Annotated in this window: 12 protein-coding genes; 3 read left to right on the plus strand and 9 right to left on the minus strand. The window is 25.6% G+C overall.

Annotated elements, in window-relative coordinates:
• Positions 1-41 precede the first annotated feature (41 nt).
• The 4 genes from ACH36K_RS13300 to lexA all read right to left on the minus strand — a co-directional run bounded on the left by ACH36K_RS13300 (position 42) and on the right by lexA (position 3,636).
• Positions 42-653, minus strand: a complete 612-nt coding sequence (locus tag ACH36K_RS13300) for a DNA-3-methyladenine glycosylase (RefSeq protein WP_411168096.1) — start codon at positions 651-653, stop codon at positions 42-44.
• A gap of 138 nt (positions 654-791) precedes the next feature.
• Positions 792-1,499 carry a DUF3784 domain-containing protein gene (locus tag ACH36K_RS13305; protein WP_411168097.1) on the minus strand — a complete coding sequence of 236 codons (708 nt, stop codon included), beginning with the start codon at positions 1,497-1,499 and terminating at the stop codon, positions 792-794.
• 105 nt (positions 1,500-1,604) lie between these two features.
• A complete protein-coding gene (locus tag ACH36K_RS13310; RefSeq protein ID WP_411168098.1) occupies positions 1,605-1,811 on the minus strand; it encodes a hypothetical protein in 207 nt (68 codons plus the stop codon).
• 394 nt (positions 1,812-2,205) lie between these two features.
• On the minus strand, positions 2,206-3,636 hold the full coding sequence (lexA, locus tag ACH36K_RS13315) for a transcriptional repressor LexA (protein ID WP_411168099.1): 1,431 nt from the start codon (positions 3,634-3,636) through the stop codon (positions 2,206-2,208).
• A gap of 191 nt (positions 3,637-3,827) precedes the next feature.
• Between lexA and ACH36K_RS13320 the strand changes: the two genes are divergently transcribed.
• Together ACH36K_RS13320 and ACH36K_RS13325 are read left to right on the plus strand one after the other, a co-directional pair.
• Positions 3,828-5,441, plus strand: a complete 1,614-nt coding sequence (locus ACH36K_RS13320; RefSeq protein ID WP_411168100.1) for a putative ABC exporter domain-containing protein — start codon at positions 3,828-3,830, stop codon at positions 5,439-5,441.
• A 15-nt stretch (positions 5,442-5,456) separates the two neighbouring features.
• Positions 5,457-6,167 (plus strand): ABC transporter ATP-binding protein, encoded by a 711-nt coding sequence (locus ACH36K_RS13325; RefSeq protein ID WP_411168101.1) that lies wholly within the window; start codon positions 5,457-5,459, stop codon positions 6,165-6,167.
• A gap of 29 nt (positions 6,168-6,196) precedes the next feature.
• On the opposite strand, the gene ACH36K_RS13330 is transcribed toward ACH36K_RS13325, so the two are convergent.
• The 4 genes from ACH36K_RS13330 to htpG all read right to left on the minus strand — a co-directional run bounded on the left by ACH36K_RS13330 (position 6,197) and on the right by htpG (position 10,412).
• A complete protein-coding gene (locus tag ACH36K_RS13330) occupies positions 6,197-7,000 on the minus strand; it encodes an endonuclease/exonuclease/phosphatase family protein (RefSeq protein WP_411168102.1) in 804 nt (267 codons plus the stop codon).
• A gap of 27 nt (positions 7,001-7,027) precedes the next feature.
• Positions 7,028-7,546, minus strand: coding sequence for a TIGR04002 family protein (locus tag ACH36K_RS13335; protein ID WP_411168103.1), 519 nt, complete (start codon positions 7,544-7,546; stop codon positions 7,028-7,030).
• Positions 7,530-8,372: a pyridoxamine kinase gene (locus tag ACH36K_RS13340; protein WP_411168104.1), complete on the minus strand. Its 843-nt coding sequence runs from the start codon at positions 8,370-8,372 to the stop codon at positions 7,530-7,532. The genes ACH36K_RS13335 and ACH36K_RS13340 overlap by 17 nt, the downstream gene beginning before the upstream one ends.
• A 183-nt stretch (positions 8,373-8,555) precedes the next feature.
• The gene (gene htpG / locus ACH36K_RS13345; RefSeq protein WP_411168105.1) at positions 8,556-10,412 is read right to left on the minus strand and encodes a molecular chaperone HtpG; all 1,857 of its coding nucleotides are present in this window, start codon (positions 10,410-10,412) and stop codon (positions 8,556-8,558) included.
• A 297-nt stretch (positions 10,413-10,709) separates the two neighbouring features.
• Here htpG and ACH36K_RS13350 point away from each other — a divergent pair, with 297 nt between their 5' ends.
• A complete protein-coding gene (locus tag ACH36K_RS13350; protein WP_411168106.1) occupies positions 10,710-10,997 on the plus strand; it encodes a hypothetical protein in 288 nt (95 codons plus the stop codon).
• 94 nt (positions 10,998-11,091) lie between these two features.
• On the opposite strand, the gene ACH36K_RS13355 is transcribed toward ACH36K_RS13350, so the two are convergent.
• Complete coding sequence (locus ACH36K_RS13355) at positions 11,092-13,026, minus strand: [FeFe] hydrogenase, group A (RefSeq protein WP_411168107.1); 1,935 nt, start codon at positions 13,024-13,026, stop codon at positions 11,092-11,094.
• Between the last annotated feature and the right edge of the window lie 172 nt (positions 13,027-13,198).

Raw genomic sequence — 13,198 nt, forward strand, 5'->3', positions numbered from 1 at the left:
TTGTCCTATTTCTTATAAATATTCATATCTAAACTTTAGAGTTATTTTATAGAAACATATGGATTATCTTTAATGTAAAACCGCCAAAGAAAATCTCGTGCTTCTTCTGAATAATCTATTCCAACTCTTTTTGTTTCTACTATATCAAATTTTTTATCATTATTATATTCTAAATATAAATCTTTCTTCAAGTATAATTTTTTACAATTATCATCTTTATTAATATTTAAAGCCATACATAATTTAGATGGTCCATTAGTTAAATTTCTTTTTTGAGCTCTTGTTAATTCTTCATAATTTTTATTAAACCTAATTTTTGATATATAATCTAAATTATCAATTGGCTCTACAGCTCTTATTAGTACAGCTTCTGGCTCTTCTTGTATGTTAGTTACAATATTAAAACAATGATATAATCCATAAATAAAATAAACATAAGATATTCCACCTTCTTCATAAAGCGGTTTTGTTCTCTCTGTTCTTTTATAATTATATGCATGACAAGCCTTATCTATAGCACCTATGTAAGCTTCAGTTTCTACTATTTTAGATTTTATCTTTATTCCATTTACTTCCCTAATTAAATATTCTCCTAAAAGATTTTTCGCTACTTCAATAGCTCCCTTATTATAAAATTCTTTTTCTATAATCATCTACTTATCTCCATATTAAAATTCTATAAGATTATTATCTATTATATCATTATATTTATTCTAAGAACCCGTAATTTTTATTTTTATAATTTTACCCTAAAAAAGACAAAAGAGCCCATAAAAGCTCTTTTGTCCTTGCTATTTTAAATTATTAAATGAATCTTTAGTCAAATTTATATTTTTATAATTTATATATATGTCATAATTTATTGTAGATACTTTTATATAAGGGCCATTCCTACTTTGAAGATAGAGCTTTACCCTTTCACCATTTTCCAAGGTAAAATCTCCTTTCTTTACGGCACCACCAGAGCTATATCCATTATTTTTTATATGAATTTTAGGTATATCTTCTACAAGCTCTATTGATTCTATGTCTTCTCTTTTTATAGTAGTTCCATAACTTCCATCTATAATTATAACTTCTTCTTTAACTATAATATCATTTGGTTCATTTCCAAATGAAAATGTAATAATTAAAACTGAAAATACTATAAAACCTATAATTACCATTACAATTATTTCTGCTTTACTTTTTTTATTATGATCAAACTTTTGAATATATATTAAATATCCAAATACAATAAATAAAAAAATAAAAATAAATGGCATCATGGAAATCTTGAAATATTCTGAACTTATAACTCCTAAAAATAATACTATTGCCATAAGATATAACATTCTTGCCATATGCTTTGCAACTTGTTCAATATCTATTTTCGCCTTTTTCTCTTTAGATTCTATATTATAACCAGATATTAGCCAATAACATTTATACTTACTAATTGCTAATCCAATTATTATAAAAATTATGCATATAACTGAAATCATTATTACTGGTCCCATATAGCACCTCTATATTAGATATCACTATAAAAGTTATAACTTTTACTTTATATGGTTAATTATAACATTTTTAATCATATTGTCAATGTTGTTATTGGATATATTTTACCATTCTATTGTCAAAACATTTACTTCATCCTTAATTAATGAAACTTTGTATCCTTCAATAACTAACCAAGATAATAACTCTTTTTGTATTTCTTCATCACTACACATAAGTATAGCCGATACCTTATTTATATTAGATTCCTTTGCATAGTTAATATTATCTAATATCTTTCTTTTTTGATCATTTATTATTTTCAAACTCATCTTAAATACTCCTATTTTTCAATATTATTTAATTAATTTTACTAATATAATATTTATTCATCATAATTTATTATTATGTTAATTATTTTTATTTTATGGGAAATATTTACACAAATCATTACTACATGTATAATTTTATAAAAAGAGATACTTATAAAAGAACAGGTTGTTCACTTTATTTATATGATTTAAATATGCTTATAGATACTCCTGAAGACATAAACTATCAATTAAATAGATGAAGTTATAAAAATAAAAAATAAGTATAATATAAAAAAATCCTCATAACTTACTTATAGGAAATTTGGGTAGAAGCTTTGATGATTATTTAAAACTTAAAGAAACTCTAACAGAATATAATATAGATTTTGCATATTATAAAACAGGAGATAAGCTAAAGGCTTATCTCCTGTTTTATAACTCCTATTGCAACCCCTAAAATACTAATATCTTTCCCCTCTATTTCAATAGGTGCATACATAGAGTTTGCAGGCATTAACATAGGTATTTCTTTATTTAAATTTAAAGTTTTTAGCGTAGCTTCTCCGTCTAAACTGGCTGCAACTATATCATTATGATTTGCAGTTTCTTGCTTTTTAACTACCACTAAATCACCATCACATATATTTTTTTCTACCATTGAATCACCTTTTACTCTTAATATAAAGGTATCCTTACCTCTTTCAAGCCATTGCCTTGGTATATAGAAACTTCCCTCAATATTATCATTCATTTCAATAGGTGTTCCAGCTGCTATATTATTAAACATAGGAATATCTTGTAATTCATCTTCATCATAAAAGCTTTTCTCATCTATAAAAATTTCTTTTTGCGGAGCTGCTGTATCTATATTAAAATTTACTATAGATTTATTTTTAAGGTTAATATATTTATAATTTTCTATTGTATTCAGCTCTATTTTCTTTTTATCTTCATACCTTGTTTTAAAATTAAAGCTTCTCCCCTTGAAATCTATTCCTAATGTATTTAATTTTCTTCCTTTTATAATCCAAGAATTTTCTTTATTATGTAACTCACTATTTAATATAAATATAAATGATGAATGTGCTTTATTTTTATAAATACTTCTTACAAAGTCTATTTCTCCTTTTGTTAGAACTTCACTATCATCTAAAATTATATGACTGTATACCCCTCCATGAAGCTTAATATAAGAGACAGCAAATAAAGTATGATCATACTCGTCCATAATACCTTCATTTATTAATTTTTCATTATATAAATCTTTAATTGAATATAAAGCATTTCTTGTATATGAATTTTTCTTTATCCTACCTGCTCTACCTTTTCTATCTACATCATTATAATATTCTCTCGAAAAATTAGATGCTTTAATCCAAAGTATTTCGTCCATTATAAAGTTATTTGAAGCTTTAGAAATAAATTTAGATTTTTTAGAAAATATATCAATACTATTTTTTAATGTTCTTAATAACTCCATTGATTTATCTTTATTTATTACTTTTAATGCTAGTCCCTTTTCTCTTCTATAAGCTTTAGAATATGTATTTATAAGTTCTTCTATAGTTAAAATACTTACTCTTTCCTTTCCTAAAGAAAATAGTGAGTAAAAATAATTTTCATTACTTTCTTTTTTATAAAGATTTATAGCTTTTGATGTTTTATTATAATCTGAAGTTATAAATAATATTTTATCCTCTTCATAAATACAGTAATTATTCTCTAAGTTTATTGCTTTATATATTGAAGCTGTGCTTTTTCCTGTTCCTTCTTTACCTTTTAAAAGCTTATATCCTGAAGTTTTTTGCTTTATAAATCTATTTTGAACCTTTGAAAGTTCCATTAAATTTCACCACCTTAGCTTTCTATCTTATGTATTCTTTATTTTATAATATATTCTGGTGCAATTTATGTCAAACAGCAGAGATTAAAATTCTTATTATTAATTTTTTATAATTTGTATATACATAGATTAATTGTATTAATCTATTATTTTTGGTATAATATATCAGATTAATATTGGAGGTATTTTAAATGAAAGACTTAGGAGTTTTAATTTATTTAGACTTTTTAAAAATAAAAAATTTCTTTTTACAAATTTTTTATAACCCATTGTTATTTTTGAAAAAGCTTTTTTCAATAATCATTTTCTTTGGAATTTGTTTTTCATCTCTTATAATTTCAGCCTTTAAAAACAATTCTAAAATATCTATAAGTGCTGAAATGCAACAAATCTCTCTAGGTGCAGTAGCACTAATAACTCTTATAACAATGTTATTTGTTATAGCTTATTATCTCAATGATTACTCTCCAAGTAATTTTTCTGTTTCAGATATAAGCTATCTTTTTCCTTCACCGATAAATAATAGATTAATATTATTTTACTCAATGGTTAGAAGTGCTATAAAAGGCGTAGCTAGTTTCTTTTTAACTCTTCTATTTATTATTTTAATGCTTTTAGCTAGTACTAACTTATCATTAATAGGATTGTTACCTATAGCCTTAGGTTTCTTTTTTATATTTTTATTTTTTATTTCCTTATCATATTTACTTTTTGCAATAAAAGTTAAGACAGGCTCCGTTAAAAAACTAAAAATAATATCTTATATAATACAAGGTATTGCAGGTATTATTATTTTATATTTTTTATATAAATTATGGAAAATGGATTTTGATATTAAAGCCTTATTATTATATATTTCTAATAGCTTATTAAATAAAATACCTATAGTATATTCTGTTGTAAACTTTATTTCATTACTTCTTACAGAAACAATGAAACCACCTTTTTTAGATATATTTTATTTATTTGTTTTAATAGTATTTAATTGCTCTTTATTTACTTTTCTTAATGTAGACTATTATGAAGAAATTGCCGAAAAAGTTTCTACACAAAATGAAAAAATTAAACAATTAAAAAGCAACAAAAAAGATGTTCATTCTCAAATAGAAAAAGAGATTAAACATGTTAATTTAAAAGGAAATTCCAAAGAAAGATGGGGTGTATTATCACTTTACTGGAAAGCCTCTGTAATTAGAAAAAGAAAGCAAAGGCCTGTAAAAAGATACTTATTATTTATTTTAAATATAGCTATTGGTATTGCCGGTGGATACTTTACATTAAATGGAAAACAACTTCTTGCACTTACAGCTATATCAATAGGTACTTCTTATATTGTATTAATTTTTTCTAGTTTTTCTGAACTTTCAAGAGAGTTAAAGAATGTATATATATACCTTATTCCTGGTAAGCCAATACTTAAAATTCTTTCAACAATTTTAGATGAACTTTTGGTTTTACTTATAAGAGTTAGCTTAATGATTATACCAGCTATTATATTAGATACTAAATTTTTGATTCTAGGTATTGGAATTTATATTATTACCTTAGCTCTATGCCTAGTTGTAAAATTGTTCAATTTAATAACTATACTTCTTATGCCAAAAGATAATGAATCTGGTCCTGGTATGATTGCAACTATTGTATTAATGATACTTATAATGATACCATTTGCTGCAGCCATTGCAACTTATGGTATAACTAATAATCCATATATAACCTTTGGTGTTTTATCAGTTGTTATAGGAATTTATATCTCATTACTTATGATTTTATGTAATAAGATTTTTGATTATATAGAATACTAATTTAGGAGGATACTTATGTTAGAAATTAAAAATTTATCTAAATCCTTTAAAAAAAATAAAGCAATAGATAATGTATCTTTTTCATTAGATACTGGAGAAATCGCTATTTTATGTGGCCCAAATGGAGCAGGAAAAACTACAACCCTTAAATGTATTCTTTCCTTATTAAGAAAGGATTCAGGAGAAGTATTAATAGATGGAAAGTCTACTAAAGACAGAAATATTCGTGAGACCTTAGCTTATATTCCTGAAACACCTGACCTTTATAACCTACTAACAGTATGGGAGCATTTTAAATTTATAGCTTTAGCCTATAATATAAAAGATTGGACAAGTAAAGCTGAAGATTTAATGTCTGTTTTCAACTTATCAAATAAGAAAGATGCTCTAGCAAAAGATTTATCAAAGGGTATGAAACAGAAGGTTTCTATTATAATGGCATTAATTCATAATCCCAATATACTATTAATAGATGAACCTTTTGTTGGACTAGATCCTAATGGTATAAAAGAATTTAGAGAAATGCTTGCTAAAATAAAAGAATTAGGTAAAACAATATTAGTAAGTACTCATATACTAGCTTCAATGGAAAAAATAAGTGATACTATGATTTTAATGAAAGATGGAAAAATAGTGGATTCTGGAACTAAAGAATACTTAAAAGAAAAATATGAAGAAGAAGGTAATATAGAAAACCTATTCTTCAAAATTATTGATAACGCTTAGTTAAAATATAAAATGGATAATACTTAACTTTAAGTATTATCCATTTTATATTTATCATGAACTATATCTAATGTTGCTACCATAGGATAATGATCTGAAGGATATTTTCCTTTATTATTATAATCTAAAATTTCTGTATCAATTATATTAAATTCCTCTGTTACAAATATATAGTCTATATGAACACCATTTTTATTCCCCTTAAATTTACTCATGGTTGTCATATTATAGATTTCTTTTTTATGTTCTTGAACTGCAATAAACTTTCTTTTATTATATTTCCCTTCTGAAAAATTCTTTATAGCTCTGCTATTAGGGCTTGCATTGAAGTCCCCCATTAAAATTGCTGGATAATTATCTCTTTCATACTGCTTTTCCATATACTCACCTATTTTTTTCAATCCATACTCTCTAGCTTTTGAAAGAAAAAAATCTAAATGAGTATTGTACACTCTAATTATATTGCCATTATCTAGTTTTATTAACGCTGTAGTGCATATTCTTGGATAAACAGAATACCAAATAGAGCTTCCTATTTTATCTGGGTTTTCAGAAAGCCAAAAAGTATTATGCTCTAATATCTCATGTTTTTTAGATACTAATATATCATTCCTCTCAATAAAGTATTTGGCACTTCTAGGACTTCCAACTATATTATATCCTTTTATTTCCTTAGATATATCCTTAAACATTCTATTATTTAATTCTTGTACACCTATTATATCCCATTCATTATTATTAAGAATATCATATACAACTTCTTTTCTTTCATTCCATCTATTATTTATATCTAATAAAAAATCTGTTCTTAAGTTAAAGGTCATAACCTTCATACTTCTACCTCACGTATTTTAATTAAGTTACTTTGCTTCTATAGTTAATCTTTCTCTAATTTTTATTTTATCTAAAGAGTAACTCGCAACTAAGAATATTATACCACTTCCTATTGGTTGTATTATATCTATAAAGAAAGTTGTAAGCGGAGCTATAAAATTTCCTGACATAACTGCTCCTGCTAAATAGTATCCAAACCATCCTACTATTCCTGCAATAAAAACTGCTGATACATTTCTCTTATCTAATATATTCTCTGTTTTAGAAGTAAAAAATATAACCATTAATGGCTTAATTATTATTGTTGGTATTACCCAAACCATTCCTCCAGATAATATATCTGCAAGTCCTCCTCCTAATCCAGCCGCTAACATAGCATATGGAGTTGGTAACATAACTGCTGCTAGATATATAAGTGCATCTCCAAGATGAATATATCCCCCATTAAAGCCTGTAGGAATATGAAATAACGCTGTTGTTACACAGATAAATGCTGCAAATAAAGCTGTTAATACTAGATTTTTAGTTTTAATATTTGTTTTCATTTATTAAAATCAACTCCTTTAAAAACAATTCAAAAATAACTCCTTCTTTTGGGTTAGTCTTAAATTTAGTAGTATATTGAATTGCATTATATATAAATTCAGTAGCCTTTTCTATAGAAAACTTAAAGTCATGATTATTTAATAATAATCCAATAACTACTGAAGTAAAAATATCTCCTGTACCACTATAAGATTCATTATTAAACTCTGATTTAACTATAAAAAATTCATTATTTGATTTGTTATATGCAAAATTATAAATACTATTCTCTTTTATAATTCCTGTAATAATTACTTTGCTTGGACCTAGTTTACTTATATCCTTAGCAATATTTAATATACTCTCATCACTCATGTTGTACTTATTATATTGATTTCCAGTTAATATACAAGCTTCTGTAAGATTAGGTGTAGCAATATCTGCTATAGATATTAACTCCTTCATTTTGTTACACATATTTTCTGTATACGTATCGTATATTATTCCATTATCACCCATAACAGGATCTATAACAATTAGTGATTCTTTATGTTCTCTTGCAAAATCTAAAACTATATTTATTTGCTCTTCTGAACCTAAAAAACCACTATATATACAATCAAAGTTTAAATTTAAAAGATTCCAAGCCTTTTTATAGCTTTTCATTTCACTAGTTATATCTAAAAAAGTAAAATTATCAAACTCTGTTTGAGAAGAAAGAATGGCTGTTGGAAAAGGGCAACACTGTACCCCTAGTGCTGATAATATGGGCATTGCTGCTGTTAAAGAACATCTTCCTATTCCTGATAAATCATTTATTGTTGCTACTTTTTTTATTCCCTTCATAAGTGCACCTACTTTTGTTTCAACTATTTATTCTATAATAATCCAACAAATTTATTTTGTCTATTGTATGGATACAATACTAAGTAACAATAGACAATTTATAATAACAGCATAAAACTTAGTTTTTATATTTAATATAATAAAAAGTAGTTAAACTTCTCAAAAGCTTAACTACTTTTTAAACTAAAGATTCATTAATTTACTTAATAATTCATTGCTTCTATTAATAAACTCATCCATTTCTTCAGCACTTAGTTCTTTATTTGCTATCAATGCTAAATCTAAAACATACTTACATATTAAAAGCATATCATCATTTTTAGCTTCATAATCTGCTGAAGCTAATTTTTTAATTATTGAATTATTATTATTTACTACTAAAGTTTTTTCTTCCATAAACATATTTGGCATTTCCATTCCACCAAACATCTTGCTCATTTCAGCCATTCTTCTTGATTGTTCTGATACTAATATCATGGCAGGAGTTCCAGAATTTTTTAAATTTTCAACTTTAATAGTATTTACTTTATTTGAAACAGCTTCTTTAAATAGTTCTTCTATTTTAGAATTTATTTCTTTTAGGTTTTCTTCATCTTCTTTATTTTTTAATGTTTCTGATATATCAGAGTCTATTCTTGTAAAAGTTACTCCAATTTCTTTTGTCTCTAAGAAGCTTATAAAGTGATTATCTATTGAACAATCTAAAATCAATGCATCTAAATCTGCTTCTTTAAACATTTTTATATACTGAGATTGTTGCTTTTCATCTGTTACATAAAAAACTTTATTTTCATGCTTATCTTTATTGTTTTCTAAGTATTCTTTTAATGTTATATACTCTCCATTTAATCTTCTGAAAATAATTATATCTTTAATTTTTTCATAGAAGCTTTCATCTCTTAAGCAACCATACTTAATGAAGATCTGAATATCTTTCCAGAAGTTATTAAAGTTTTCTCTTTCATTTTTATATAGTCCAACTAATTTGTCTGCTACCTTTTTAACTATATGCTTAGATATCTTTATAACATCCTTATCCTTTTGAAGAAAACTTCTTGATACGTTTAAAGGTAAATCTGGACAATCAATTGCTCCCTTTAATAATAATAAGAAATCTGGAATAACTTCTTTTATATTATCAGCAACAAACACTTGATTATTATAAAGTTTTACTTGCCCTTCTGTGGCTTCTAGCTCATGCTTTAACTTAGGGAAATACAGTATACCTTTTAAATTAAATGGATAATCTACATTTAAATGAATCCAAAATAAAGGATCATTAAAGTCTAAGAATACTTTTTTATAAAAATCCTTATATTCTTCATCAGTACAATCCTTTGGAGATTTCATCCATAATGGATTTGTATCATTTAATGGTTTCTTTTCTTCTTTCTCTTCTTTGCCTTCTTCTTCTAAATAAATCTCAGTTGGTAAGAATGAACAATATTTATTGATTATCTCTCTAACATTACTAATTTCTAAGAATTCAGTACTATCATCATCTATAAATAATGTTATTGTAGTACCTCTTTCTTTTCTATTTTCTGATGGAAAAATTTCATATTCAGTTCCTCCATCACAAACCCAGGCTACAGCTTCTGCTCCTTCAACATAGGATAAAGTATCTATTTGAACTTTTTTTGAAACCATAAAAGCAGAATAAAATCCAAGTCCAAAATGGCCTATTATATCTTTTCCTTCATCCATTTTATCTTTATATTTTTCAATAAAATCTTCTGCTCCTGAAAAGGCAACTTGATTTATGTACTTTTCAACTTCCTCTTCAGTCATACCAATTCCATTATCAATGAATTTAAGGGTTTTATTTTCTTTATCTACAGAAACTAAAACTTTATATTTTGCATTTTCATCTTCTTTTGCTTCTCCTAAAGAAACTAACCTCTTATGTTTGCTTATAGCATCACATCCATTGCTTATAAGCTCTCTTATAAAAATATCTTTGTCTGAATATAACCATTTTTTAATTATTGGAAAAATATTTTCAGTGTGTATTGAAATATTACCTCTGTTCTTATTCATAAATTATCCCTCCTCTTTCCTAAATATTTTATTTAAAATAAATTTTTATGTCAATATTTACTAAAGTTCATTTTCCTCCTAAAATCATTTTCTATAATAATTTTCTTAATAAGCTTTTATATTATTAAATTTAACTTTATATTGCTTTAATTTTCTACATTATTTGTATTTTTCACGCCTTGTAATCAATTACAAAAAGACTTACAATATTTTATAAGTATATTGTGAAATAATTCTTAAAACTCATATAATATTTATATAATAATTTATTTATTAATTTGTAAAGAAGGGATTATTGTGAAAAATCTTATCCTAAATACTGTATCTTGGCTTCTAGTTGTATCTTTATTATCTTTATATCTAAATGAAAAAATGAAATTCCCTTTATTCATCTATGTATTTACATTAAGTATATTTCTTATAACATTAGGACTCTTAGTATTTATTAAAGCAATTATACAAAATAATAATTTTAAAAATATTAAAGAATCTAGAAAAATTACTATTTCAAGAAAAGTAAAAACTAACATAATATCAATTTCTTTAGCTGGAGTAATTTCATTATTCACTAGCATTTTAATGTAAAGCTAAAATTCGTAAAAGGTAGATATATAGTTATTTAATATATCTACCTTTAGTTTTTATTATTATATTTAGTTCTTATTACTATATTTAATTTTTACCTTTTTAATTTAGGAAAATATTTAGTATGTATTAACTCATGAGCTTTTGCACTTAAAGGATGATCTAAGTATTTCTCATAAATCATAAGGACAGATTCATTTTCATGAGACCTTCTTATTTTAAGAGAACTATCTATCTTGTTTAATCCTTCTCCTCTTTTAATTATAGTCTCTTGTCTTTTTTTAGGTTTCGGTTGACCTCCGCCACCTATACATCCACCGTTGCAAGCCATTATTTCAATTGCATGGTAAAACTCTTCTCCCTCTCTTATTTTATCAAGCATTTTTCCTGCTTCTTTAAGTCCATGAGCTACGCCTATTTTAAGATTTATATCTCCTACATTTAATTCACAGGACCTAAATCCTTCCCATCCTCTTAATGAAGTGAATTCTATATTGTCTATTCTCTTGCCTGTTATACTTTCTAAAGCTGTTCTTGTAGCTGCCTCTATTACTCCACCAGTTCTTCCAAAAATAACTCCAGCACCACTATACTCTGATAGAGGGTTATCAAATTCTTCACCTTGAAGATCACTTAAATCTATATTAGATTCCTTTAATATTTTTATAAGTTCTCTTGTAGTTATTACATAATCAGTATCATAGTTATCACCACGTGAGAACTCCTCTCTAGATGCTTCGTACTTTTTAGCAACGCAAGGCATTATAGCTACAGAAGTAACCATGTCTCTCTTGAAACCTTTTTCTTTTGCCCAAATATCTTTTGCTATAGTTGCAAACATCTGCATAGGTGATTTAGCTGTAGAAGGTACATCTAACATATCTGGATAGTTTTGTTCTATAAACTTTACCCAAGCTGGACAACAAGAAGTTAATAAAGGTAGCTTAACAGAATCATCGCCATTAAAGTGTCTTTCTAAACGATTTTTAAGCTCTGCTGCTTCTTCCATTATAGTTAAGTCAGCTGCCCAAGTTGTGTCAAATACATAATCTACTCCTAATCTTTTAAGAGCTTCTACAAGTTTTTTCTCTAAGTTTTCTCCTGGCTCAAAGCCAAAAGCTTCTCCTATTGTAACTCTAACTGCTGGTGCTATTTGAGTTATAACTATTCTTTTTGGAGTTGCTAAATCTCTTAAGAACTTAAATGTATTGTCTCCTTCAGTTATAGCACTAACAGGACATGCCACTATACATTGACCACAATGTGTACATCTATTATTGTTAATTTCATGTTGTTCTTTTATTCCACCTGAAATACAATCTACAGGACAAACTCTTGTACATGCATGGCATCCTATACATTTATCAGTTATTCTAAGCTTTGTAAGCTGTGGACATTCTCCAGCGTAGCACTTGTGCTCTTCTATATGCTCTTCTATTTCCTCATAAAAATTTTCTATTAATTCTAAAATTATATTTCTATTTTGATTTATAGTACTTTTTATTCCACTAGCTAGTTGTCTTAATAAGTATATATCTCTACTATTAGCTTTTCCTTTGCTTATTCTATCTAATATTCTCCAAATTCTTAAAATCTCATTTTTACACTCATTATATTCAGTAAAAAGTGGATCTTCTATCTTACCTAAAAGATATTCTATGTAAAACTTTGAAAATTGTATTATGCAATCTTCTTCAGAAAGTATTATTATATTTCTATATACACTATCCTTAAATGAATTTAAATCAATTGGTAAACTTAATTGATTTATATTTATAAAATTGCTAAAAGGAAATCCTATTTGAGCACATTTAAAAGGCTTATTATTAATCATGCCACCCGCTAAGGATATTATTTCTTCAAGGCTCATCCCTTCTTCTACTTCTATTAGTCCTGGATTCTTTATTTTTCCTGAAATAGCTATTATGTTTTTTTTGTTCTCTGTAGTTTTCTTTAGTTCTTCTTCACCTAAGGTTGTAAAAACAGAACCAAAAGTACTTTGTAGTATCGTTTGCTTAGAATTTCCCATAGTACACCTCTCATTTATAATATTTTAAAATTCTATTCTTTACGTATATATAAATAATATTATATAAATATATTTAACTTAACAACCATATTTTATAAATTTCTTCAAATTTAGCCTTAATTCTCATATATATATGTTCTAATTAATAATTTACATTATATTTTTGTATTAG

This window comes from Clostridium sp. MB05 (assembly GCF_046581255.1).
Lineage (GTDB): Bacteria > Bacillota > Clostridia > Clostridiales > Clostridiaceae > Clostridium.